The 24,088-nt window shown below is 61.8% G+C and carries 19 protein-coding genes; 13 read left to right on the top strand and 6 right to left on the bottom strand.

Going from position 1 to position 24,088, the window contains the following annotated elements:
• Positions 1 to 74: 74 nt before the first annotated feature.
• Genes KF871_RS06630 through KF871_RS06620 form a run of 3 tightly spaced genes read left to right on the top strand, consistent with a single transcriptional unit; the run spans position 75 to position 4,519 of the window.
• Complete coding sequence (locus KF871_RS06630; RefSeq protein ID WP_147326202.1) at positions 75 to 968, top strand: TnsA endonuclease N-terminal domain-containing protein; 894 nt, start codon at positions 75 to 77, stop codon at positions 966 to 968.
• Entirely contained in the window at positions 959 to 3,253 is a 2,295-nt protein-coding gene (locus KF871_RS06625; RefSeq protein ID WP_147326201.1) for a transposase, read from the top strand. The genes KF871_RS06630 and KF871_RS06625 overlap by 10 nt, the downstream gene beginning before the upstream one ends.
• Positions 3,254 to 4,519, top strand: coding sequence for an AAA family ATPase (locus tag KF871_RS06620; RefSeq protein ID WP_116958701.1), 1,266 nt, complete (start codon positions 3,254 to 3,256; stop codon positions 4,517 to 4,519).
• A 99-nt stretch (positions 4,520 to 4,618) separates the two neighbouring features.
• Here KF871_RS06620 and KF871_RS06615 read toward each other — a convergent pair whose 3' ends face one another.
• From KF871_RS06615 to KF871_RS06605, 3 genes are all read right to left on the bottom strand, one after another.
• Complete coding sequence (locus KF871_RS06615; protein ID WP_083293390.1) at positions 4,619 to 5,539, bottom strand: TniQ family protein; 921 nt, start codon at positions 5,537 to 5,539, stop codon at positions 4,619 to 4,621.
• 18 nt (positions 5,540 to 5,557) lie between these two features.
• Positions 5,558 to 5,902 carry a helix-turn-helix transcriptional regulator gene (locus tag KF871_RS06610; protein ID WP_083293391.1) on the bottom strand — a complete coding sequence of 115 codons (345 nt, stop codon included), beginning with the start codon at positions 5,900 to 5,902 and terminating at the stop codon, positions 5,558 to 5,560.
• Between the two features lie 76 nt (positions 5,903 to 5,978).
• A complete protein-coding gene (locus KF871_RS06605; RefSeq protein ID WP_175442909.1) occupies positions 5,979 to 7,715 on the bottom strand; it encodes a TnsD family Tn7-like transposition protein in 1,737 nt (578 codons plus the stop codon).
• Between the two features lie 409 nt (positions 7,716 to 8,124).
• Here KF871_RS06605 and KF871_RS06600 point away from each other — a divergent pair, with 409 nt between their 5' ends.
• Genes KF871_RS06600 through herA form a run of 4 tightly spaced genes read left to right on the top strand, consistent with a single transcriptional unit; the run spans position 8,125 to position 14,959 of the window.
• On the top strand, positions 8,125 to 9,249 hold the full coding sequence (locus tag KF871_RS06600; RefSeq protein ID WP_070401325.1) for a DNA repair exonuclease: 1,125 nt from the start codon (positions 8,125 to 8,127) through the stop codon (positions 9,247 to 9,249).
• Entirely contained in the window at positions 9,246 to 11,921 is a 2,676-nt protein-coding gene (locus KF871_RS06595; protein WP_070401326.1) for an AAA family ATPase, read from the top strand. The genes KF871_RS06600 and KF871_RS06595 overlap by 4 nt, the downstream gene beginning before the upstream one ends.
• Positions 11,922 to 11,957: 36 nt before the next feature.
• Positions 11,958 to 13,193, top strand: coding sequence for a DUF4297 family anti-phage-associated protein (locus tag KF871_RS06590; RefSeq protein ID WP_070401327.1), 1,236 nt, complete (start codon positions 11,958 to 11,960; stop codon positions 13,191 to 13,193).
• Positions 13,190 to 14,959, top strand: coding sequence for an anti-phage-associated helicase HerA (herA, locus tag KF871_RS06585; RefSeq protein WP_070401328.1), 1,770 nt, complete (start codon positions 13,190 to 13,192; stop codon positions 14,957 to 14,959). Before KF871_RS06590 ends, herA begins: the two co-directional genes overlap by 4 nt.
• 357 nt (positions 14,960 to 15,316) lie before the next feature.
• Here herA and KF871_RS06575 read toward each other — a convergent pair whose 3' ends face one another.
• A complete protein-coding gene (locus tag KF871_RS06575) occupies positions 15,317 to 16,210 on the bottom strand; it encodes a hypothetical protein (protein ID WP_147326200.1) in 894 nt (297 codons plus the stop codon).
• Between the two features lie 279 nt (positions 16,211 to 16,489).
• Complete coding sequence (glmS, locus tag KF871_RS06570; protein ID WP_291139907.1) at positions 16,490 to 18,346, bottom strand: glutamine--fructose-6-phosphate transaminase (isomerizing); 1,857 nt, start codon at positions 18,344 to 18,346, stop codon at positions 16,490 to 16,492.
• Between the two features lie 135 nt (positions 18,347 to 18,481).
• Here glmS and KF871_RS06565 point away from each other — a divergent pair, with 135 nt between their 5' ends.
• Positions 18,482 to 19,021, top strand: coding sequence for an Lrp/AsnC family transcriptional regulator (locus KF871_RS06565; protein WP_291139905.1), 540 nt, complete (start codon positions 18,482 to 18,484; stop codon positions 19,019 to 19,021).
• Between the two features lie 105 nt (positions 19,022 to 19,126).
• The gene (locus tag KF871_RS06560; RefSeq protein WP_291139903.1) at positions 19,127 to 19,858 is read left to right on the top strand and encodes a DUF2726 domain-containing protein; all 732 of its coding nucleotides are present in this window, start codon (positions 19,127 to 19,129) and stop codon (positions 19,856 to 19,858) included.
• Between the two features lie 27 nt (positions 19,859 to 19,885).
• Here KF871_RS06560 and glmU read toward each other — a convergent pair whose 3' ends face one another.
• On the bottom strand, positions 19,886 to 21,286 hold the full coding sequence (gene glmU, locus KF871_RS06555) for a bifunctional UDP-N-acetylglucosamine diphosphorylase/glucosamine-1-phosphate N-acetyltransferase GlmU (RefSeq protein WP_291139901.1): 1,401 nt from the start codon (positions 21,284 to 21,286) through the stop codon (positions 19,886 to 19,888).
• Here glmU and KF871_RS06550 point away from each other — a divergent pair.
• The 4 genes from KF871_RS06550 to KF871_RS06535 form a co-directional block, all read left to right on the top strand.
• Positions 21,285 to 22,193, top strand: coding sequence for a DUF6279 family lipoprotein (locus KF871_RS06550; protein WP_291139899.1), 909 nt, complete (start codon positions 21,285 to 21,287; stop codon positions 22,191 to 22,193). The genes glmU and KF871_RS06550 overlap by 2 nt on opposite strands.
• A gap of 136 nt (positions 22,194 to 22,329) precedes the next feature.
• The gene (locus tag KF871_RS06545; RefSeq protein WP_291140247.1) at positions 22,330 to 23,079 is read left to right on the top strand and encodes a GntR family transcriptional regulator; all 750 of its coding nucleotides are present in this window, start codon (positions 22,330 to 22,332) and stop codon (positions 23,077 to 23,079) included.
• The gene (locus KF871_RS06540) at positions 23,076 to 23,870 is read left to right on the top strand and encodes a transporter substrate-binding domain-containing protein (protein ID WP_291139897.1); all 795 of its coding nucleotides are present in this window, start codon (positions 23,076 to 23,078) and stop codon (positions 23,868 to 23,870) included. Before KF871_RS06545 ends, KF871_RS06540 begins: the two co-directional genes overlap by 4 nt.
• A 2-nt stretch (positions 23,871 to 23,872) precedes the next feature.
• Positions 23,873 to 24,088 (top strand): ABC transporter permease subunit (locus tag KF871_RS06535; protein ID WP_291139895.1); only part of this gene is annotated, 216 nt, incomplete at its 3' end.

Raw genomic sequence — 24,088 nt, 5'->3', positions numbered from 1 at the left:
GGACTGCTTCAGTGTACGAGTCGTCAAGCGGTCTCGTCAATCCCCTTTCGTTTCTCCTTTTTCTCGGGGATTGCATGAGAACGACGAAACGCTTTACGCCCAAGGTGCTGGAACGCTTCGAACGCCAAGGCAGGGGATCAGGCACCTACGACCTCTATGTCCCTTGGCACCAAGTCGGGCGCGGTGATCCGGCTTCCGTTGGAAGAAGCCACCTCCATATCTGGAACGGCCGACAACGGCACTTGTTGAGCGATCAAGAACTCGTTGGCCTGTACTTCATCCGGATGCTGACCGATGTGACGGACTGCCTTGAGCAGTATCGGCTATCCATCGAACCATCCAATCATCCGCTGCTCGACTACGACCAAGGCAACCCACTTAGGCTATTTCCAGGGACGGTCGGACTTTGTCTGCAGCTGGGTGTCAAACACCCGAGAACCAGCGGCGATGGCGCCACAGCTCTGTGGCGCATGTCCACCGACTTCTTCGTGGTTAGGCGTGGAGGAGATGGGCGCTTCAACGCAACAGCGGTGGCCTGCAAGCAAGATGCCCGATTACCAAAACGCAAGATGAATCTACTTGAGGTCGAGAGGGCGTACTGGGAATGCAGAGGCATCGACTGGCTCCTCATCACTCCCGAGGTCTTTCACCCCGCCGTCGCGGACAACTTAAAAACTGTCGCATGTTGGACGCGCCACCGTGATACCACCGAGCAGGAGAGGACGTTCGCATCAAAGCTCGTCGAGCTCAATCAGTTCAGATCCATTACTGAGTTGATTCATCTCCTCACCAAGCATCTCGGCTCGGAGCCGCAAGCGCAGAAGGCTCTGTGGCAATCCGTCGTACACGGCCCTCTGTCCGTCGATCTCCGTCGACCTATCAAGTTTCATGTTCCCTTCCGCTTGATAGAACGCGAGGCCTTTCTGGCCTACAACCCTATCGAGATGCGGAGGACCTCGTGGAAATGATCGCCGACTCGACGTTCCGTGTGGTCAATCGCTCGCGAAGTCGAAGCAACATACTTCCAGGCATCTACCGGGTGATACTCGACGCCCCTGAGTTGGATGTGACATGCGCGGTCCTCCTCTACTCTGAGGCAAGTTCTCCGACGAAGTCCAAGGGAGGGAGAGCACGTGTAACGATAGAGCGCCTCCGGCGACCTCGAAAGAAGCCACCCGCGCGGCTGGTCGGCAATCTCCTGTGGCTCGACCGCACGCAACTCCAGGAGCTTCACTCGGCGAAGCTCCTTTTGCCAGTTTCTGTTGAGCGTCGTTTTGTACCGAATGGATCCGATCCATCGTCAAAGGGTCGCGGAGGAAATAGAGAGCTGGCAAGAATCGATCACGAGGACCGGATCGCCAAGATGGCGCTCTTTCTGGACTTGGTAAAACTCCAAGAGTGCATCATCGTTCACAAGAGCATTGCTCCACTTGTGAGTGAAACGATGCAAACCAAGCGGGTCAGTCGCGCCTACATCTACAAGCATTGGTCGTCTTTGTGCAGATGGGGCATGCACGAGTCGAGCCTGTACCCCTTGCGTCATCGCTGTGGCGCCCCAGGGGAAGCGAGGCCGTGCGACCCGCCCAAGAACGAGGCGCCCACTCGAGGCAAGGCGGGGCGGAAATCTACCGCACAAAGAATCGCACGCGCCACTGGAGTTCCCATTGCTTCGATTCAGCCTGGCATGAGCACGGACTGGCGCTTGCGGATTCTTGCTGCAGACAAACAGATCCCCAGGCCTAAGCCGCCGATGCCAGCGCGGATAAAGCTGATCTTGGGCTCATCCTTTGTTGCAACGGCCAAGGATGTTGATGGTGAAGTGAAGTACGAACTAGGCCCGCAGGGATCGTATCCGAACGCCCAGCAGATTCGACGCGTGCTCATGTGGGATTCGAGTCAGCTCGAGCGTCTAGCGGAGCAAACTACAAAACATCATTTCAACAGCCAGTTGAGAGGTCTGACTGCACGAAGCTGGAAGGGTGTACCCGGTCCGGCGCACACCTGGGCGATCGATTCAACGATAGGAGACATCTATCTTCGATCATCGGTGAAACGAGCCTGGATTATCGGTCGTCCCATTGTGTACATCATTGTCGACATCTGGTCGACGGCCATCATGGGCTTCTACATTTGCCTCACGGGTCCCAGCTGGTCGACCGCAAAGGTCGCCATCTTCAACGCGTGCATGTCGCATTCACTTTCCACACGAATTCCTCAGTTCGCGCTGGCAACGCAGTTGGTTCCAGCCCCAACTCTCTGCTACCGCCTCCTGTGTGACCGCGGCGAGTATCTCTCGGCCGGACACAAGCACACAGCACTCAAGCTCGACTACGACGTCGCCTACACACCTCCCTACCGCGGGGATCTGAAGGGTACGGTCGAGGTGCAGTTTCGCATCATCAAGGACGAGCAATTCTGGTTCATTCCAGGCGCAATGGACGCTCGTCGACATGAACTCGAGCTGCGCAAGGTCGATCCGCGAAAGTGCACCTTTACGTTGAAAGACTACGCGGACTACTTATCGATTGCGTTTGCGGATTACAACTTCACTGCAAACCGTAGCGATCGAATGACGGGCGAGATGAGAGCTGCCGGCGTGTTCCCATCTCCGGCAGGCCTTTGGCGCTGGGGTCACTCTGTCGGGGCTGCGTATCAGCGTCAAGTGTTTGAGCATGACCTCGTCGCTGAGCTGCTCCCCGCGGCTACGGCGCGTGTCAAATCAGATGGGGTTTGGCATGCTGGTTGCATGTACACCTCCAATCATATTCATGAGCTTGAATGGACCACCCGCGCGCGGAACTTCGGCGGCTGGAACGTACCCGTTCATCATCACCCTGGTGGCATGGAAACGATTTGGACGCCGTCGCCCAAGGACCACCAGATGTTTGAGATGACCTTGACCGGCGAGTCGAGGGCATCGCCTCACTACAGTATGGATGAGTGGGCAGACGTACTCGCAAAAGAGGTCATGGACAGGCCCGCTGAAGAACATGCACGGCTTGCGGCCTCCATTCAGTCACGAAGGCGCCTTCAAGAGATCCGGGACAATGCAAATCGCTTGACTCAAGAAGCGATCGACAAGTTCGACGGGCCGATGCCCACAATGACAGAGGCTCGCCACTTGGAGGAAGCTGCATCACTTGCGCATCCTATGGCGGAGTCTTGCCCTTTGGAAGTACCTCGGTATGAAGCGGAGATCGCCCACGACGCGATGATGTCCACACTGCTCGAACGCGCAAACCGAGACAGGTAGATGAAGGCAGAGGACCCTTCAAACCCATACGCGGGCAACCTCCTCACGGAGTGTTTGCCAGGCATTCAATCGTCGGACGCCACTCTCAGTTCCCTGCTCTATCTGCCACCGGAACCCACAGATCTGGGCTCGACTCCGAAGCATGTTCGTCTGCATGACTTGATGTCTGTTCGTGATTTGCATGTCCCGACGTTGGTCGAGCGACGCCTGTTTCATTCAATCGATCTGATGGTACGCCAGGGATACAGCTACAGAGACCCCAGACAAGCGTCTACCTGGGCCTCAGTTAGTGGAGATGCGACTCGCGCCGGCATTCGAATTCCACAAGCAACCGCGGCAGCAGTAGAGGGGCTGTCTGGTGTCGGCAAAACACAGGCCTGCCTTCGATGCCTACATGCCTTTGGCCCTCAGGTCATTCGTCATGAACGATTCCCAAAGGTCATCGGGGGGTTGACCCAAGTCCTGTGGCTGTCCGTAGAGGCTCCACCCTCTGGGCGCTCATCGGACCTTGCGCGTGCGCTGATGCTTGCGTGGGACGAGGCCACTGGCGGTCGGCGATTCGACAACTGGCTGGCGAAGGAACGAATTCCAGATGGAATGCGAGCTTTGGACGAATGGCGGCAAGTCGCCGTGTCTGGCTTCCTTGGGATTCTTCATCTCGATGAAATTCAGAATCTCTTCAAGATCTCGTCCCTGAAGCAACGAGTCAACCGCGCTGGCACCGCAGAACGGCCGGAAATCAGCATCGTAGAAGATCGCGTCGTGCGCTGGTTCCTCAATCTCGTCAACACAGGCCAGATACCAGTGCTTGTGTCCGGTACGCCGGATGGAATCGGTGCTCTGACCTCGCGCTTGAGTACCTTGCAGCGACTGAATACTGCCGGTTACCATCGGTTCGAACAGTTCTCCGATCACACTGCGCCAAGATTTAGGTCCCAGTTTCTGGACGTGCTTGCGCGGTATCAGTATGTTCAGAAGAAGCTCCCGATCGACGACAACCTTGCCAAGCTGATCATTGATCTGACCGCAGGCATTCAACGAGTCATCATCGCACTGTGGATCGCTGCTCACCGCGTTGCCTTCGAACGCGCGGATGACAGCTTGCGGCTCGAAGACTTCATCACGGCAGCTCAAACCTGGCTCGAGCCGCTCGCACCAGCCGTCGCGGCGATTCGGGAAGGAAGCCCATCCAAGATGGCCATGTATGAAGACCTCGTGCTGCGCGACACGCCATTCTGGTCGGAGTTTTGGAGTCGGTTCTCGTGAGTCTCACTTGTCTTGGGAAGGCGCTACCACTGTTGCAGTCCCCCCAGTGCCCCGTCCATTGCTTTCCGGTTTACCTATCAGCAACTATGCGAATCTGAGTCAATGACTTTTCGTGCACTCTCTTGTTGAGAGAACCATCCCTGAAATCGCTTCTTCACTCGTCTCGTACAAGGCCGCGAATACAAGGGCGGCCGACAGCGTAGAGAACATCGCACTCCCTGAGACGTCATCGCTGAACACATGTCTCGTGAGTCCTTCTTGACTCAAGGCATCGAGCCATCGCCGGTCATAGCAGGCCTGGACTTCTTCTAGTTTTAGCAGGTGACGGACAAGGGTGCAGGCTTCAGTATTGATCCCAAGATCTTCGGCTCGATACTTGGCTGCAGAAAAGACGGCATCGAGGGGGAGGACAACAACGCCGCCTAGCAGGTGCGAACAGATATCGAAGAACCGGTACGTCGCGCAATCCGTCGCATCCTTCTCGAACATCAAGTCACTCTCAACCTTGGCCTGCGGCAGCATCTGGGCCGGCGAGGCGTAGAACGCCTCCGCCTGGCTTATGCCAACGCGAGACAGTGTGGCGCCATGTTTGTCACATCTCCATTGCCCAGGCAGTTGGTGTTCTCGACGCCAGTAGGCATAGCCGTGAAAGCCAAGATCCTCGCGCACGCATTCTTGGCAAAGATAAGCTTGCGGTCTTGGCACTCGCAACGTGCCCCCGCTGATCATGGAAGCACGGTACTTTCCTTGCCCCAGCATCCCTCCGGAGACGTCTTTTGTCACTGCACGACGAAGAGGAAACATTGTGTGATGCCGAACATATGACTCAAGGTCCATTGCTGCGATCTTCGCCAAGAGTTCGACGCGAGGTACGTCACAGAAGTTGACCGATTGCCCTGTGAATAGGCGTAACGCTTGACGTCCATCCGCGACGTTCCGACTCAATCCGTTCCACCGGAGGACGGCCCCCCAATAGCCGATGGCAAGCTCGCCAGGCTTGGGGGCAGGTACGACGAGCAATCTGGGGGCCCTTCTAGCCTACAACCGACTGATCGGCGTAGGTCGCAATGCAGAGAGGGACCGAATGACGGTTGACAATGCCTTTGCGTGCCCGGCCGATCCGTCCCACGCAGAACGCAACGCGTCGACAAGCTCTTCGTTGCCCCTCACCGCATCGGCCGTCACGCCGACTTCGAAGCGCTCGACGTAGAGGCACACATCTTCAAGCAAGCGAGATCTACGCAGCCCTCGCCCGTTCAAGATCCGGCTTACCTGCGACTGACTGGCACCAACGGCAGACGCAATTTGCGCCTGGGAAATGCCGCGCTGTCTGCACGCCTCCCTAGCGTTGAGCAACCTGGCGAGCGACGCTGTTTCGAGCATGCATAAAGCATAATCTAGCGCATATTTGCATGTCAACCATCATGCACAAAGACAGGAAAGCGGCCGGGCTGCGCAATCAGAGTAGCTCGCTCGGGGAAGTGGAAGTTGCGCGTCTTGTAAGGACGGTCTCGAGCGCTCGCTGCGTCAAGGGCAGCCGTTGTAGTTGACCTAGTTTCGCCTTCAGCTCTGGAAGGACCTGGTACAACTGCCAGAGTCGCAACGTTGTTGCCCCGTTCTTCGACAGCGACAGCGCAGTCTGAAAGACACGTGCACTGAGCTCCAAATCACGGACATCCCAACGAACCGCTGGGCTCGCCCTGCGGGCACTTTCTTTCGGAGCAGGCGGAAGGTTGGCCCGAAGCCAGGCGGTGTCGTTGCGATACAGCCACGCATAAGCGGCTGGCTCCAGTTTTCTCATCCACTTCAAGCCCTGATGTTCGCCACTTGCCAGAAGGGATAGCCACGTCGAACGTGCGCGCTCTCGGGATCTCGCTTTCCTAGCAGCGACCCATTGGGCGTGCAGCCCCACCTCGGTCATGAGGATGCGAGTGATGGTCCCACTCGAAATGCTATACCGCTGAGCGAGTTCATTTCTGTCGTCGCCAAATTGAAGCGCCTGCAAGATTGAAAGCAGGCTTTCCGCCGTCAGCTTCTTCGACCTACGCTTCGTGGAAATCCCAGAAGATGCTGCCCATGCCATGGCGGTCTTGACGTCCACTCCGTACTCACGCGCTGCTGATGTGGCAGACGCCCCTTCGCTCATGAACGCCACCAGTCGAACGCGCACGTCCTCCTTATCAGTTGCCCCCTGACTGAGTTCCTTGTTCACCTCCGGCCAACAGTCCCTTTCGCTGGGATGCGCGAGTTCCGCTCGAAGATCATCCACGTCGTCAAACAGCCAGCTCGCGACGACCATCCATCGAAGCGGATGCGTTCCACTTCTCATCGGCCGCAGAAGTCGACCCAATTGTGATTTCGCCTCTTCAACGGAGCTCGGCAGAGCTGCTAGTTCCGGAATACGTCGAAGTGGTCGTACATGCTGAAGGAAGGAGCTTGCGGCATCTTCGAGCCGCAGCCTGCCCGATGTAAGAAGCCAGCCATTGGCCAGCATGCGGGATCTCACCGCGGCCTGGAAGCGATGCCGGCTCAACCAGCCATCCTCCGTTATGGACTCCACCAGATCGACGGTCATGGTTGCGAGCTTGAGTGCACTTGCTTGCATCCAGTCCGTTCTCAAAGCCTCAAGACTGTGTTGATCTTCCTCAGCAGGAAGATGCCACTGGAAACGAGCCACCCCGGTCGCTTTCAGCGCCGACTCCTGCACAGGAATCTTGTGCTCCGGGCACATCCAGACCCCGGGGTATTGAAGATGGCCTCGCCAATAGACCCAACCACACTCCACGAGATCACGATGCCTGCACTGAGGGCAAGACTTGAGCGGGTGATGCGCACGAAACCGACTCGTCAGAAGCCCCAATCGATACTTCAGATGTGCCACGGAGGCGCTTCGCATCATGACAACTGCATCCTGCACTTCACCCGCGCCTCGAAACGGAGCGTAGAACTTCAGCACAGTACGCTGTCTGGCAATCTCGTTCGCCGAACCAAGAAGCCCTTGCGTTCGATCCGCGAACACATCCAACGCGCAGGGAAAGTCATGTTGCGTCCCTCGCCTCGGTGAACCGAAAAGAATCTCCGTAGACTGGGATGAGTTCGAAAATCCCCAGAGGCGATGATGCCGACTGCAGAGGCTGAACAGGGTCTCGCCCGTCAACCAAGGAAGAACCGCAGAATTGAATGGCAGAAGCTCCATGGCCATAGCAGCTCAGGTCGACGATCCGTCGCCAGGGAGGGGCATGGGAGCAAGAGCCATGCGCGCGCCCTATGTTCCTATGGATCTCATCCCATATCAAGGAGGTCGCAGCGCGAGTTGTTGAGCATCGGCCGCTCGAGACTGGGTGCAGCCACCTGCGCTTCGAGGCCGAAAGGCCGTAGTTGACCAAAACGGGTCGTCAGTAACACCAAACAGACCGCTGAAAAATTGGTCACAACGCCGCGAAACAACCCCTGATTTCGTGCTCGAACGAACGGAGAAACCTCTCGCGATTCGTCCGAGCAGTGCACTGCCGTGCAGTGTTTCAAAACGTTAGACTGGTGGTGAACGGCGCATCAAGTCGCCGCTGCAAGGGAATTCCATCAAATCAAGCGATCAGGGGGATGACTTGATCTCATTTTTGCATACGGCCGACTGGCAGATCGGTCGAGTGTTCGCGCAGTTTGAGACCGACGACGCGGCCGCTCTATTTGAGGCACGATTCGCTGCCGTGGAGCGCCTGGCCAGTATCGCGGCCGATAGAGGCGTGGACGCAGTGCTGGTCGCTGGCGACGTGTTTGACGCCCAGACGGTGGCCGAGAAGACTATTCGGCGGCTGTTCAACGCCATGCAAGGCTTTACCGGGACCTGGGTCCTGATCCCGGGTAATCACGATGCTGCGCTGGCGGAGTCGGTGTGGAACCGGGCACATCGCTTGGGGGCAATCCCCGACAACGTCATCGTGTGCCTAGAGCCAAGGCCCTTTGTGGTGGCAGGCAAGTTCACATTGCTGCCGGCACCGCTGACCCAGCGCCATACCTATGCCGACCTCACCGAATGGTTCGCGACGCACGTTCCATCGGACGACCTGCCGCGAGTCGGTCTGGCGCACGGCAGTGTGCAGGGCATCCTACCCGCAGACGTGGACTCGACCAATCCGATCGCGGCGGGCCGGGCGCAGAGCGCGGGACTGGCTTACCTGGGGCTAGGAGACTGGCACGGCACCAAGCAGGTGGATAGCAAGACCTGGTACGCCGGCACGCCGGAATCGGACCGCTTTAAAGCCAACGAGTCGGGTCAGGCACTGCTCGTGGCCATAGAGTCGACGTCACTCGAGCCTATTGTCACAGCGGTACCCACCGGAAAATTCAACTGGCGTCAGCTCGAGCAGCATATGGCCGTCGATTCAGACGTCGACGAAGTGGTGCAAGCGTTAGACGGAGTGAGTGGCAATGATGTCCTTCACTTGCGCCTGTCCGGCACCTGCAATCTGGCGGGACACCGCAAGCTGACGGCCGCGCTCGGGGCGGCGCGCGCCAAGGCGCGGGCCATCCTGTGGAACGCTGAGGCGCTCAGGCTCGAGCCAACCGAGGAAGATATTCAAACGCTGCGTGCCGACGGCTTTGTGGGCGAGGCCCTGCAGGAGCTGCGCGAGCAGCAAGCCAGCGCAGAGCCCGAACTGGCGCGTGACGCGCTGCTAGCGCTGGCGCGGATCCTGGACGACCAAGCACCAGCGAAAGGAGCCTGCGCATGAAGCTCAAGCGGGTGCGAATCGAGAATTTCAAGCGCTTTCGGGCCCCGCTGGAGTTGTGCGACTTCGCTGACGGACTGAACCTGTTCGTCGCCCCGAACGAGTCGGGGAAGTCCACCGTAGCCGAAGCCATCCGGGCCGCGTTTTTCGAGCGGCACAAGTCGAGCGCGATCAGTGGCTTGCGTCCGTGGAGCGACAGCTCCGCCACGCCGTCTGTGGAGATCGCTTTCGCACTCGGCGGGAAACCCGCTCGGCTGAGCAAGGCGTTTCTGGGCAAGAAGCGATGCCAGCTCATCATCGATGGCAAGACGCTGGAAGGAGCAGAGGCCGAGGATCACCTGGGAGAGCTGCTGGGCTTCAGCTTCGCCGGAAAGGGCGCCAGCTCGCCCGAGCACATGGGTATCCCCGGGTTGCTCTGGATTAAGCAGGGCACGTCGCATGAAATTGCCAAGGTCGTCGGGTTCGCAAGCGATCATCTGCGCAACGCGATGGGGGACTCCCTTGGCGAACTCGCGGCCACAAGCGGCGATGAGGTCATCAAGGCGGTTGAGACCGAGCGCAATCAGCTGCTGACGCCGTCCACCGAGGCACCGCGCGGTGCATACGGGGAAGCGATCAAGCGCCGCACAGCGCTGCTCGAAGAGCTGCAGTTATTGCGCGTGGAGATTAACGCGTACCGAATCGCCGTGGACCGGCTGGCGGCATTGCGTCTTGATCATGGGCAAGACGGCGAGGCTCGGCCCTGGCTGACCCTGCGCGCGCAACTTGAGCAAGCGCAGGTCAAGCTGGCCGACGCGTTGGGGCTTGCCCAGCGGAGGACCGCGCAAGAGTTGCTGCTCAAGCAGGCTTCGGCGCAGGTTGACGCCCAGCGCCAACAACTGCAGCTCATGGCACGCGACGACGACGCGGTGAAGCTGCGCGAGGAGAAGCTGGAGGCGGCGCAGGACAAGCTGGCGCAGGCCAACGGTCAGCTCCAGGCCTGGGAGCCGCGCCATGCGCAGGCTGAACACGCGAGCATGAGGGCGCGCGACCGACTGGCAGCGGCGCGCCAAGTGGCGACCTGGCAGGCCCAGGAGAAGGCGGTGACCGAGCTCGCGGCCCAAGTACAAGCCCTGAGCCGGAGTCACCGCCAAGCGCAGCTCAAGCAGGAAGAGCTAACAAGCTTGCAGGCCGAGACGCTGTCGCTCGCCATGCCCGGCGCGGAGCTCAAGCGCCTGCGCGAAGTCACGGAGAGCCTGCGCACCGCGCAGGCTCGGTTGGATGCGGTATCAACCGCGCTGGAGTTCCGCCTCCAGCCCAGCGCGAAGGTGCAGGTCGCCGGTGTCCAGGTGAATGCCACCGACCGCCTCACCGTGGTGGAGCGCACGGGCATCGACATTGAGGGGGTGGGGCGCATCACGGTGCTGCCGGGCGGTGAGGGCCTTCAAAGCCTGATTGCGGATCGTGATCAACAGCGCAAAGTCCTGGCGGAGCTGCTCCAGCGCCTGGGTGTGGCGAACTTGGCGGCTGCGGAAGAGCGTGAGCGCCAGCACGTGCAGCGCGCGGCGGAGGCCAAGGCGGCGAAATCCGTCTTGGAGGCCCACGCTCCGAAGGGGGTGGCCGCCTTGGCGGTGGACATAGCGGCGCTGTCGACCAAGCTGACGGAGGCGAAGCAAGCACTGCAGAACTTGACGGAACCTGTCGGGGCTGAAACTGCCGGCGTATCCGTGTCGCAAGCGGAATCGGATGAATCCACGGCGAAGGTCATACTGGAAGATGCGACGTCCCAGCTGAACGACTCCAAGCTCGCGGTGAGCGAAGCGATGGCCCTGCTCAGCGTCGCGAGCGAAGAGCTGGCAGCGGCCCAGGCGACACTGGCCGACCCACTTCGCGCCAAAAGGAAAGCGGACGCCAGCCATGCCCTGACCGATGCCCTTGCGAACGAGACCACGGCGCGGGCAGGTGTGGAAGCACTCGCCGAGCAACTGCGCACGCTCAACGTTGCACTTCTGCAGCAGGACGTCGAGCGGTTTGAGCGGAGCGCCAAGCAGCTTGAGAGCGCGTACGCCCAACGCGGGAGCGACATCATCCGGTTGGAGGCGGACCTGGAGGCCAAGGGCGCCTTGGGGCTGGAAGAGGCCGCCGCGGACAAACAGCGCGAGCTCGACCACATGGAGAGACGGTGCACCGAGCTCGAACGCCGGGCCAAGGCGCTGAGCCATCTTCTCAAGCTGCTCACAGAGAAGCGCGCCGCGCTGGCACGACGCCTGCGCGCGCCACTTCAGCGACACCTGAACCACTACCTACAGATCCTGTTCCCGGGCGCGGGCATCGAGGTGAGTGATGACCTATCACCGGGACGCATCACCCGAGTCGGCACCAACGGCGCGGAGACCGGTGATTTCGAGGAACTCAGCGTCGGGGCACGGGAGCAGATGGGTGTCGTCGCGCGGCTGGCCTACGCGGACCTTCTGCAAGAGGCTGGCAAGCCCACGTTGCTCATCCTAGACGACGCCCTGGTTCACACCGACAAAGATCGACTGGGCCAGATGAAGCGGGTGCTCTACGACGCCGCTCAAAGACATCAGATCCTGGTGTTTAGCTGCCACCCGCACGCCTGGCAGGACCTTGGCGTTGCCGCACGCGAGCTATCTCATGCGCCTGGCTACGGCGGCGGCGAACCCTCTACGCCGTGAGGCCGACCGCCGTTGAGCATCACCCGAGGATAGACAGTGAAAGACCGCAGCGCGATCGCGACGATCAAAGGCTACTTCTACCAGTTCGACCAGACGATCGTGAGTCTGCTCGAGGCGTCCCCTCATGGCAGCGTGACGGTCGAAGGCGTGGAGGACATAGACCTGGATGATCCGGGTGAGAGCGCCTTCGTGCAGTGCAAGTACTACGAAGGCACGGAGTACAACCACTCGGTGATTAAGGACGCGGTCGTGCACATGCTGCGGCATTTCCATGCCGCGGGCTGCTCCAGAGACCAAATGTTCCGGTACCGGCTTCACGGCTATTACCAAAGCGGGCAGCACAAGCTCACGCTTCCCCTGACGGGCGACTTCGTGAAGGAACACTTTCTTACCTTCACGAAGGAAAAGAAGGTCCACAAAGTGCACGAAGAACTGGTGCTCACCGACGAACAGCTGGCCGACTTTCTCGCGCTGCTGGACATCAACGTGAGCGCGCCGTCCTATGACGCTCAGAAGGAGACGTTGATCAAACTGATGGTGCGCGAGATCTCCGGGTGCAACAGCGATGATGCGCGGATCTTCTTCTATCCGATGGCGATCAACGTCGTTCAGGGACTCGCAATCGAAGCGGACGTGGCGCAGCGAAAGGTAACCAAGGCGCAGTTCTTGAAGGCAATCAACCGCAAGGAGGTGGTCTTCAACGCCTGGCTGAGGGATTACATGGGGCGCGAGTACTTCGCGAGGATGGTCCGTCGAAAGTACTTCTCTCATCGCACGACTAAGCTGCCCCAGGCTTCGAGATTCTTCGTGATCGAGATGGGCGAAGAGTTCGAAGTGGCCAAGGCCAGTCGCATGCTCGCCGGGCTTGGGCGGAAGTTCTCGCACACGGAGCATATGCGGACGCCTGCTACCGATCGGTTTTGCCCCTACGTGCTGCTGCGAGGCCTGACGCCCGAACAGTTGGTTGAGCTCAAGGAGAGCCTTTGGAGGCAGGGCGTGGCCTTCATTGACGGCTATCCCTTCCACGGTTCGGCTTTCTCACCCGAGATGCTGGCGGAGCGCCCCACCAAAGAAAGACTCTGGACGCTCAAATTCGTCCCCGATGAGCACGAGCTAGCGCCGACCATGGCTGCCTGCAAAGGCTCGCTCGTCGAGGTCTACGACTTTCACCAAGGCTCGCCGTTGGACTCAGCCCTCCTGCCCAAGGGCACAGGGCTCCATTCGATCAAGAGTGACAGTGCCTATCTGCTTCAGGAGGTCATGCAGGCATGAACGATTCCAATGACATCAAGGCCGAAGTGATTGCTGTCTTCCCGGACAAGGTGAAGATCTCGGTTGGCAACATCTCGGCATTCGCAAACGATAAGAGCCTCAAGGTGGGCTCATATCTGCGCATCACCGATATCGAAGAATGCGCGCTCATCGCGATCATCGAGAACTTCTGCATCGAAGTAACTGCCAGCGGCGAGCGTCGTCACCTCATCGAGGCCTTGCCGCTGGGAATCATCGCTGACGGCAAGTTCATTCGTGGCGGCGATACGCTGACCATCCCTCCCACTGGCGTGGCGCCGGCGACGGACGAAGACATCAAGAAAATCTTCGAGGATTCGATTGAGCCGGCAAAGAAGTTCGCATTCAGCGCGCTGGTGTCCAACGAGAAGATCTCCGTCCCCGTCGACGGGGACCGGTTCTTCAACAAGCATCTTGCCGTCGTGGGTTCCACTGGCGCGGGCAAGTCGCACACCATCGCCAAGATCATCCAGACCGCAGTGCGCGCGAAAGACGGCGATTACTCGCTGAACAACTCCCACGTCGTCATCTTCGACATCCACTCCGAGTACCGGACGGCATTCCCCGACGCGAACTTCCTGGATGCCAGCACACTGACCTTGCCTTACTGGCTGCTCAACAGCGAAGAACTGGAGGAGGTGCTTCTGGATACGGGCGAGCGCGACAACTACAACCAATCGGCAGTGTTTCGCCATTTGGTCACGGAGAACAAGAAGCGCCACAACAAGTGCGCGAAGAACGTCTTCTACGACAGTCCTCTCAAGTTCGACATCCATGAAGTGCTGAACGCGCTGTACAACATCAAGAACGAAACCGTGAACTCGAAGAACGAGGCGCGGTACATGGTGAACGACGGCAGCTACGCGTTGCTGACTGAGGGCAAGACTGATAGTGGCCATGGGCTGCTGCTCACGGCGGATCAGCGCTTGGATCTTTACTTTTCTAAGCGACTCGATTTTCATCCGACCAAGTCGCAAAGCATCACGGGCGGGAGCTACGCTGACAAGACACTGGACAAGTTCTTCACGCGGTTCGAGGGCAAGGTCGAGCAGGACCGCCTGCAGTTCCTCTTCGGTCCGGCTGCGGATACAGCCACGCTGGAAGGTACTCTGATGAGCCTGATCGGCTACGGCGATACGAAGTCCAACGTCACGATCGTCGACTTGAGCGGCGTTCCGTTTGAGGTCCTGAGCATCACCGTGTCACTGATCTCGCGGATCCTTTTCGAATATGGATATCACTACAAAGTGATGCGCACGGCGGCGAAAGAGCAGTTCAATACCGACGCGCCGCTCCTGCTCGTTTATGAGGAGGCTCACAAGTACGTGCCCAACAGCGACCTGGTACGTTTTCGCGCTTCCAAGCTCTCGATCGAGCGCATTGCAAAGGAAGGGCGCAAGTACGGCGTCACGCTGCTTCTGTCGAGTCAGCGGCCGTCAGAAATCTCCGAGACGATCTTCTCCCAGTGCAGCAATTTCCTGGCGATGCGCTTGACCAACCCGAGCGACCAGAGTTACGTCGCCCGCCTGTTGCCTGACACCCTCGGTAACCTGTGCGACAAGTTGCCGACCCTGGGTGCAGGCGAGGCGCTTCTGATCGGTGAGTCGGTGGTGATGCCATCGTTGGTCCAGGTGCAGCGCTGCGATCCTCCACCCTCGTCGACAGATATTCCGTACTACCAGCTCTGGAAGGAAGAGTGGAAGCAACTCAACTTCGAGGGGATCAAAAAGTCGTGGCTCAAGGAATAGGGGAGGCGAGGCTAACCGCCTTAACACGGCCAGACGGGTCAGCACCGGTTGCCGCGTCCAATGGTGGCTTCGCGCCAACAGCGTGAGTACGCGGGCCGAATGTGACCGGCGACACCCGCTGCGAAGCCGAAGACTAATCCGCGCGGTCCAGCCCCAGGTTGTCGACCTGCCGCCCGAGGATCTGTTCATACTGGCGAGTCCCCAAGTGCGGCGATTCGTTCATGCAGCAGGGCAAGAGAGCGCCTTCTGTTTCAACCCGGCCAATTTGATCCAGGATTGCACGGCCTCTCGGGTGGCTGGAGTGACTTCGAACTGAATAGGCCGCAAGGCGCGGGCAGGTTGAAATTGCAGGCCGCTTTAGGCTTTCGCCCATTCAAGGTCTCGGATTGCGAAGCCAACAGCATGAATGGCGAGCTCGGCGTCCTCTTCCATGATGGGTCGATAACCATTTTGGCGCTGCGCATTGCTCTTGTTCCGGCTGTGCAGCTTCGCGCACACCTTGCCCAGGTGACCCACGCAGATTCGCTCATAGGGTGCACCCTCTATAGTCGCAGAGACTTGCGCAAGCTCCCTGCCAATGATCGTGTCGGGCGAGCCACTCTGAGCAAGCCATGAGGAGAGAATCGCCTGCATGGCATCGCGGCAGTTGTCAACGACAGAGCCAGGTGACTCCTTGAAGGCGGAGTCGAGGACGCGCGCGATTGCCTGAGCGACCGCAGGTCGGAGCTGCTCGTCGATCTTGTTGAGGTCGAGCTCAGGCAGGATGCTGAATGCTGACAACGCTTTAAGCGTCACCATCACGGCGCCGCTGTATAGCGCCTCCGTTTGCACGACGCGCCACGCTGACGCTGCGCGCGACGACCCTAGCGCCAAAACCGAACCTTGGCCCTGGTTCGGCCGCTGTAGGATTTCGAAGCAAGACGTATAGACGAACAGCGACTTGTAGGTTGCTTTGTCGTAGCCTGGAATCAAGCCGCGGTCATGGGGGTGGGCGGAAACGATAAGCCTCGAAGGCTGAGCACCGCTGGTTTGCTGATAGAGGCGGCCTCTGCGCGTTCGGCTTACCGGGTCATACGAATCCTCTCGGAACACGAGACCAAAAGCCTCCGAAGGACTCGGGAGCGCCTTCCAATCGTCTGCAGTATCGATGAACTTCGCATGCGTCACCGTTGGCATCGGCATGGCGGGAATGTCGGGGTTCCCCGTGCCTTCAAAGACCAGTCCTGTGTGTTGCTCAATTCCTAAATGCATGCCCGACCCCTATAGCGCAAGCTCTCAGCAGTATGCTGCCATTGGCTAGCATTTGGACGACAGCTCTTACGCCAAGACCGTGAGTTCAACGTGTAGACGCGCCTAGCGGCAGTCGCTGCACAGCTCCCCAACTGAAGAACTGTCAATGACTGAACTCAGGTTGATGGCCATGTCAGCGTCGCTGCCGTAGTTTTCGACTTTATTGTTTTGTTTTCGACTCTATTTCGCTGTTTTCGACTTTATTTGTCAGAAACATCACCCTGGCGGCGACCGACTGCCTCACTCCACCGTCACGCTCTTCGCCAGGTTCCTGGGCTTGTCGACGTCCGTGCCTTTGGCCAGGGCCGTGTGATACGCCAGCAGCTGCAGCGGCACCACGTGCAGGATGGGTGAGAGTGCACCGTAGTGCTCGGGCATGCGGATGACGTGGATGCCCTCGCTGCTGGCGATGCGGGTGTCGGCGTCGGCCAGCACGTAGAGCACGCCGCCGCGCGCGCGCACCTCCTGCATGTTGCTCTTGAGCTTTTCAAGCAGCGTGTCGTTGGGCGCCACCGTGACGACCGGCATGGCGGCCGTCACCAGCGCCAGCGGGCCGTGCTTGAGTTCGCCGGCCGGGTAGGCCTCTGCGTGGATGTAGCTGATTTCCTTGAGCTTGAGCGCGCCTTCGAGCGCGATCGGGTAGTGCAGGCCGCGACCCAGGAACAGCGCGTTGTCCATGCGGGCAAAGTCTTCGGCCCAGCTGATCACCTGCGGCTCCAGCGCCAGCACGGCTTGCAGCGCCACGGGCAGGTGCCGCATGCGTTTGAGGTGCTCGGCCTCGTCGTCTTCGCTGAGGTGCCCGCGCACCTGGGCCAGTGCGAGCGTGAGCAGGAACAAGCCCGCCAGCTGGGTGGTGAAGGCCTTGGTGGAAGCCACGCCGATTTCGACGCCGGCGCGTGTGATGTAGGCCAACTTGCATTCGCGCACCATGGCGCTGGTGGCCACGTTGCAAATGGTCAGCGTCTCGCTCATGCCCAGGCTTTGCGCGTGGCGCAGCGCGGCCAGGGTGTCGGCGGTTTCGCCGCTCTGGCTGATGGTGACGATGAGCGTACGCGGATCGGGCACGCTGGTGCGGTAGCGGTACTCGCTGGCCACCTCCACCTGCGTGGGGATGCGGGCAATCGACTCGAGCCAGTACTTGGCGGCGCAACCGCTGTAGTAGCTGGTGCCACAGGCCAGGATCAGCACACGGTCGATCGCCTTGAAAGTGCGAAACGCACCGTCACCAAACAGCTCGGGCGTGATGCCGACCACGCCTTCGAGCGTGTCGGCAATGGCGCGCGGCTGCTCGAAGATTTCCTTCTGCATGTAGTGGCGGTACGGGCCCAGCTCGGCCGCGCCGCTGTGCGCCTGCACGGTGCGCACCGGACGTTGCGACGCATCGAGCGCACGACCATCGACCGCGGTGATCCAGTAGCGGCCCATCTGCAGGTCCACCAGGTCGCCTTCTTCGAGGTACACGATCTGATCGGTGACGCCCGCCAGGGCCATCGCGTCGCTGGCCAGGAAATGCTCGCCCGCCTGCAACCCCACGCCCAGCACCAGCGGCGAGCCGGCGCGCGCACCGACAACGCGGTGCGGTTCGTCCTTGTGGAACACCGCCAGCGCGTAGGCGCCGTGCAGCTGCTTCACCGCCGCCTGCAGCGCTTCGAACACATTGCCGTCGTAGAGCGAATCCACCAGGTGCGCAATGACCTCGGTATCGGTCTGGCTCTCGAAGACATAGCCCTTGGCCATCAGCGCCGCACGCAGCTCGTCGTGGTTTTCGATGATGCCGTTGTGCACCAGTGCTACGCGGCCAGCGCTCGCGCTCTGGGCACCGGGACCGTGACTGAAGTGCGGGTGGGCGTTGTGCACCGCCGGCGCACCATGCGTGGCCCAACGCGTGTGGGCGATGCCGGTGCCGCTGGCAATGCCTTCAGTCTGTACCTGCTGCCCCAGTTCGGCCACGCGCGAGACGCTGCGGGCGCGGCGCAGGCCACCATCGTGCACGGCGACCCCGCAGGAGTCATAGCCGCGGTACTCCAGCCGCTGCAAGCCCTGAACCAGCACGGGCACGATGTCGCGCCCCGAAACCCCCGCCACGATGCCGCACATAGCGCGCCTCCATAGATTGAACGAGGCGAATGCTAGACAGGACGGTTTGAAATGAATGTGCAAAATTCACGCTCAGGTGAACGAATTCATCGCTACACTCGATCGACGCATTTTTCATTCATTTATTAATACGTTGTGGAAGAAATCGACATCGATGCCATCGACATTCGACTGCTGGACCTGCTGCAGACGGATGCCTCGCTGAGCAATCAGGCGCTCGCCGAGCGCGCCCACCTATCCGCCCCCACCTGTCTGCGGCGGGTCAAGCGGCTGCGCGATCGTGGCCTCATCGCCCGGGAGGTGGCCTTGCTCGACGCCGACCGCTTGGCCCCGTTGCTCGGGCACGGCCTGACGGTGCTGGTCGAGGTGAGCCTGGAGCGCCAGGGCGCAGAGGCGCTCGATGCGTTCGAGCAACGCGCCGTGGCCGAAGCGCGCGTCCAGCAGTGCTACCGGGTCAGCCCCGGCCCGGACTTTTTGCTGGTGGTGCGCTGCACCGACATGCCCGACTACCTGGCCTTGACGCAGCGCCTGTTCACCGGCGACGCCAATGTGCGCAACGTCAAGGGCTTCTTCAGTGCGCGTTGCGCCAAGTTCGATCCACGCTTGCCGCTGAGCGCATCGGTGACGCCGAATGGCTTAAACCCGGGGGGGAATCTGCAGCAAAACGCACACTAATGCCCGCGCATCCCAATATGGGAGTTGACGGATTGGCGATGGTGTAACAACCTCGCAACACTTTGGGCCAGCCAATGGATCGCTGGCCATGCAGGAGGAATTTCAATGGACATGGTGGTGATCGGGTCGGTGATCGCGATCGTGGTGCTGGCGCTGTGCGTTTGGCTCTACCTTCGTTTCATGCGATCGCAAGACGACGGCCGGGATGACCGCTTCAGCCCTGAGCGCATTCTGTCTTCCGAGCAAGTGGCCATGCTCGACTACCTGCAAGACACCTTTCCGGGACAGGTCGTGCTGCCCAACGTGTCGCTGGCCAACATGCTGTCGGTGCGCCGCGCCAGCAGCAAGACCGCCGCCAAGGAGCGCCTGCGAGAGCACCGGGTCGATTTCGTTGTCTGCGCACCCGACGGGCGCCCGACGTTTGCGTTTGATATCGAGCAGTACCACCTGAGCAACGCCGAGGCCAAGGCCCAGCGCGTGAAGATCAAGAACCGCATGCTCAAAACGGCGGGCGTGCGCTTTCTGTTTCTCAAGAACGGCATCCACCGCATGCCGTCGCCGGCCGACTTCCGCGCCCAGCTCAACCTGGTGGAACTGCCCAAGCCGCGCGTGGCCACGCCGGCGCCGCAGCCCAGCGAGCGCGACAGCGCCATCCGCGAGCTCGAGAGCCAGATGTCCACGCTGGACGACAAGTACGGCAATTCGGCCTACCGCGACTCCGAGGTCATGGGCCTGAGCGGCCTGATGAGCCTGGAAGACGAACTGGCGCCGCCCAAGCCGCGTGGCGGCGATCGCCGCTACGACGGTGGCTCGTTCGACGTGCGCGGCGGGCGCTGAACCGACCCGCTCCCAACCGAAGGCGCCTCAGGGCGCCTTTTTGGTTTTCTGGGGTCGCTGCCAGCCGGGAATGCTCACCTGGCGCGCGCGCGAGACCGACAGCGCGCCCGCTTCCGTGCTCTTGGAAATGGTGGAGCCCGCACCCACCGTGCCGCCCGCACCGATGGTCACGGGCGCCACCAGCACACAGTTGCTGCCCACATGCACATCGGCTTCGATCACCGTGCGGTGCTTGTTGGCGCCGTCGTAGTTGGCGGTGATGCTGCCGGCGCCGTAGTTGACGCGCTCACCCACCGTGGCGTCGCCCAGGTAGGCCAGGTGGTTGGCCTTGGCGCCTGCGGCCAGCGTGCTGTTCTTGACCTCGACGAAGTTGCCGATGTGCACCTCGGCGCCCAGATCGGCACCCGGGCGCAGGCGTGCGAACGGACCCACCAGCGCACCGGGACCCACGCGCACGCCGGCACGCTCGCCGTCGATGTGCGTGAAGGGGTGGATCACCGCGCCCGCCTCGATGCGCGCGTTGGCGATCACACAGTTGGCGCCAATGCGCACACCGTCGCCCAGCTCGACGCGCCCTTCGAACACGCAGTTGACGTCGATGTCCACGTCCTGCCCGCAGACCAGGTCACCGCGCACATCGAAGCGGGTCGGGTCGGCCAGGCGCACGCCCTGCACCATCAGATCGTTGGCCAGGCGCAGCTGGTAGGCACGCTCCAGCTCGGCCAGTTGCTGCGGGCTGTTCACACCGGCCACCTGCACAGCATCGTCGATGCGATGCGCCAGCACGGTCTCGCCATCGGCCACGGCGAACTTCACCACGTCGGTGAGGTAGTACTCGCCCTGGGCATTGCGGTTGTCCAGCCGCGCCAGCCAGGCGCGCAATCGCGCCGTGGGCACGGCCATGATGCCGCTGTAGATCTCGGTGATGGCGCGCTGCGCGTCGCTGGCGTCCTTGTGTTCGACGATCGCCTTGACCGCACCGGCTTCGTCGCGCACCACGCGGCCATAGCCCGTGGGGTCGGGCATGTCCAGCGTCAACAGGGCGAGGTGCCGACCGGCGCTGAGGTCGATCAAGGCCTGCAAGGTTTCGGGGCGCGTGAGTGGCACATCACCCGACAGCACCAGCGTGAGACCGTCATCGGCCATCACCGGCACCGCCTGCTGCACCGCGTGGCCTGTGCCCAGCTGCGGCTCCTGGCGCACAAAGCGCAGCGCCGTCTGTGCGGGTGCCTGCAAACCTGTCTCGACCTGTGCCGCGCCGTGGCCGGTGATGACCACCACCGAGCGCGCCGATAACCGCGCGGCGCAGTCGATCACGTGCTGGGCCAGCGCACGCCCGCCCAGGCGGTGCAACACTTTGGGCCGCTGGCTTTTCATGCGCGTGCCCTTGCCCGCGGCCATCACCACCACATCCACCGGTAACGCCATGAAGTCCTCTTTCGTGATCGGTCGGGGCGTTCGCACGGCGGGCGCCCAGGTGCGCCGGATTATGGCCCTCGCCCTGCTGACCACTGCCGCCCTGGCGACGCTGACGGCCTGCTCGACCGTGCGGCTGGCGTACCAGCAGGCGCCCGCGCTGAGTCAGTGGTGGCTCAACGACCACTTTGACTTCACCGATGCACAGGCCACCCAGGTGCGCGGTGCCATCGACACCTTCTACGACTGGCACCGCCAGAGCGAGCTGCCCCGCTATGCCGACCTGCTGCGGCGCTGGCAGGACATGGCCCGCCGCGACATCACCGCCAGCCAGGCCTGCGCGCAGTTCGAGGAAATCCGCGACCGCGTGTGGCGGGCCGGTGAGCGCACCCTGGCGCCGTTTGCGCAGCTGCTCGTCGACCTTGGGCCCGAGCAGATCGCCGCCCTGAAGCGACGCCAGGCCAGCAGCAATCAGACCTTTGCCGACGACTTCCTGCGGGGCACGCCCGCCGAGCGACTGGCGCGCCGGCTGGACGAGGCGGTGTCGCGCAGCGAGCGGCTGTACGGCCGCCTGAACGCACAGCAACGCAGCCTGCTGAGCACCGGGCTGGCGCAATCGCCGTGGGACGCACCGCTCACCCAGATCGAGCGCCAGCGCCGCCAGGCCGACCTGCTGCAAACCATCGCGCAGGCACAGGCCGAGCCCGAACACGCCGCGCGGCTGCTGCGCAGCCATGCCGAAGGTTTGATGGTCTCGCCCGATGCGCACTACCGCGCCATGAGCGAGCGTGCCGTGCGCCACGCCTGCGCACAGTTCGCCGAGTTGCACAACAGCACCACGCCCGAGCAGCGTGAGCACGCGGTGGCGGTGCTGCGCGGCTACGAAGCCGACCTGCAATCGCTCAGCGCCAGCCGCTGAGCCATCCCCGTTGGTGGTGCGCGGCGCGCACCGCGCCGGGTCACAAGCACCCGCCAGCGCACAAGGCCAGTGCATCAGGCTTGCATACAAGCCTGATATGCCCATGGCACGGTTCTGGCATGCACTGCTGCCCAACATGGTCAGCGCCACCGATATCGCCCAACGCATCGTCGAGGCCATCCTCGCGCAGCGGCTCGCGCCCGGCACCCGCCTGGGCGAGCAAAACCTGTCAATGCTCTTCGACTGCAGTCGCACCCTGGTGCGTGAGGCGCTGGTGCGTCTGGCCGCGCGCGGCATCGTCACGGTCAGTGCCCGCCGCGGCTGGTACGTGGTGCAGCCCTCGCACGACGAAGCGCGCGAGGCTTTCGAGGCGCGTCGCGTCATCGAGACCGGCCTCATTCGCAGCAACGGCAAGGTCGACAAGGCCGCCCTCAAGAAGCTGCGCCAGCACATCCGGCAAGAACAGGCAGCGCTCAATGGCGCCGACGTGGGTCAACGCAGCTACCTGCTGGGTGACTTTCACGTCTGCCTGGCCGAGTGCCTGGGCAACCAGCTGCTGGCCGAGACGCTGCGCGACTTCACCGCGCGCACCACACTGATCGCCATGCTCTACCAGAGCACGCACGACGCCGTGCAGTCCTGTGCCGAGCACGTGCAGATCGTGGAAGCGCTGGAGCGCGGCGACGTGGCCGCCGCCGAGCAATTGATGGCGGCGCACATCGGACAGGTGCAGGCCGCCTTGCGCCTGGGCGCCCCCACCGACCCCCTGGCCGACCTGCGCGAAGCGCTGGCGCCGCTGGGCACACCGCGCCCGCGCAAAACCACGCGCGCATCCGACAAAACACCCCCACCCGACCGCGAACCTTACCTAGGAGCCCTGCTATGAAACTCGCCACCCGCCGCCTTGTCCTGCTTTGCGCCGCTGCTGCCGCCACCCTGGGCGCCACACAGGTGCACGCCCAGTCCGCGCTCGACGACGTGATGAAGGCCAAGCTGGTCAAGATCGCGGTGCCCACCGACTTCCCGCCCTACGGCTTCGTCGGCATCGACCTCAAGCCCCAGGGCCTGGATGTGGACATGGCCAACCTGATCGCCGCCAAGCTGGGCGTGAAGGTCGAACTGGTGCCGGTCACCAGCGCCAACCGCATCCCTTACCTGCAGACCAAGAAGGCCGATCTGGTCATCTCCACGCTGGGCAAGAACCCCGACCGTGAGAAGGTGATCGACTTCACCGTCGCCTACTCGCCCTTCTTCCAGGCCGTGTACGGCCCCAAGAGCATGGCCCTGGCCAGCTTCAATGATCTGGGCGGCAAGTCGGTCGCGGTGACCCGCGGCGCCATCGAAGACCAGGAGCTGACCAAGGTCGCCCCGGCCAGCACCGACATCAAGCGCTTCGAGGACAACAACGCCACCGTCTCGGCCTTCGTGTCGGGGCAGGTGCAGGTGATCGCCACCGGTGCCTCGGTGGCCGGCGCCTTCATGGGCAAGAACCCGCAGCTGGGCACCGAGTTCAAGTTGCTGCTCAAGGACAGCCCCAACTACATCGGCGTCGCCAAGGGCGAAGACAAGCTGCGCCTGAAGGTCAATGAGATCATTGCCGCGGCCAAGGCCAACGGCGACCTCGACAAGATGGCCGTCAAGTGGCTGGGCCGGCCGGCCGGCAACCTGCCCCAGTAAGCATGGTCCAGCTCGACTTCGGCGCTGTCCTGAGCCAATGGCCCCTGCTCGCCAGGGGCGTGGCCTGGACGCTGGGCCTGACGGCCATCTCGGCCGTGCTCGGTGTGGCCACGGGCATCGCCTGCGCATGGGCCCGCGTGCACGGCGCAGGTTGGCTGCGGTGGGCGGTCGGCGCCTATGTCGAGCTGGTGCGCAACACGCCGTTCCTCGTGCAGCTT

This window comes from Hydrogenophaga sp. (assembly GCF_019635465.1).
Lineage (GTDB): Bacteria > Pseudomonadota > Gammaproteobacteria > Burkholderiales > Burkholderiaceae_C > Hydrogenophaga.
Note: the sequence above shows the minus strand (reverse complement) of the source record. Positions and strands in the feature narration are given on the sequence as shown.

Excerpts from the sequence above, each read along its gene's own strand:
- KF871_RS06545 (WP_291140247.1), top strand. The coding sequence starts at position 22,330 with ATGGTCAGCGCCACCGATATCGCCCAACGCATCGTCGAGGCCATCCTC.
- KF871_RS06550 (WP_291139899.1), top strand. The coding sequence starts at position 21,285 with ATGAAGTCCTCTTTCGTGATCGGTCGGGGCGTTCGCACGGCGGGCGCC.
- KF871_RS06560 (WP_291139903.1), top strand. The coding sequence starts at position 19,127 with ATGGACATGGTGGTGATCGGGTCGGTGATCGCGATCGTGGTGCTGGCG.
- KF871_RS06540 (WP_291139897.1), top strand. The coding sequence starts at position 23,076 with ATGAAACTCGCCACCCGCCGCCTTGTCCTGCTTTGCGCCGCTGCTGCC.
- glmS (WP_291139907.1), bottom strand. The coding sequence starts at position 18,346 with ATGTGCGGCATCGTGGCGGGGGTTTCGGGGCGCGACATCGTGCCCGTG.
- herA (WP_070401328.1), top strand. The coding sequence starts at position 13,190 with ATGAACGATTCCAATGACATCAAGGCCGAAGTGATTGCTGTCTTCCCG.
- KF871_RS06620 (WP_116958701.1), top strand. The coding sequence starts at position 3,254 with ATGAAGGCAGAGGACCCTTCAAACCCATACGCGGGCAACCTCCTCACG.
- glmU (WP_291139901.1), bottom strand. The coding sequence starts at position 21,286 with ATGGCGTTACCGGTGGATGTGGTGGTGATGGCCGCGGGCAAGGGCACG.
- KF871_RS06575 (WP_147326200.1), bottom strand. The coding sequence starts at position 16,210 with ATGCATTTAGGAATTGAGCAACACACAGGACTGGTCTTTGAAGGCACG.
- KF871_RS06605 (WP_175442909.1), bottom strand. The coding sequence starts at position 7,715 with ATGGAGCTTCTGCCATTCAATTCTGCGGTTCTTCCTTGGTTGACGGGC.
- KF871_RS06610 (WP_083293391.1), bottom strand. The coding sequence starts at position 5,902 with ATGCTCGAAACAGCGTCGCTCGCCAGGTTGCTCAACGCTAGGGAGGCG.
- KF871_RS06595 (WP_070401326.1), top strand. The coding sequence starts at position 9,246 with ATGAAGCTCAAGCGGGTGCGAATCGAGAATTTCAAGCGCTTTCGGGCC.
- KF871_RS06630 (WP_147326202.1), top strand. The coding sequence starts at position 75 with ATGAGAACGACGAAACGCTTTACGCCCAAGGTGCTGGAACGCTTCGAA.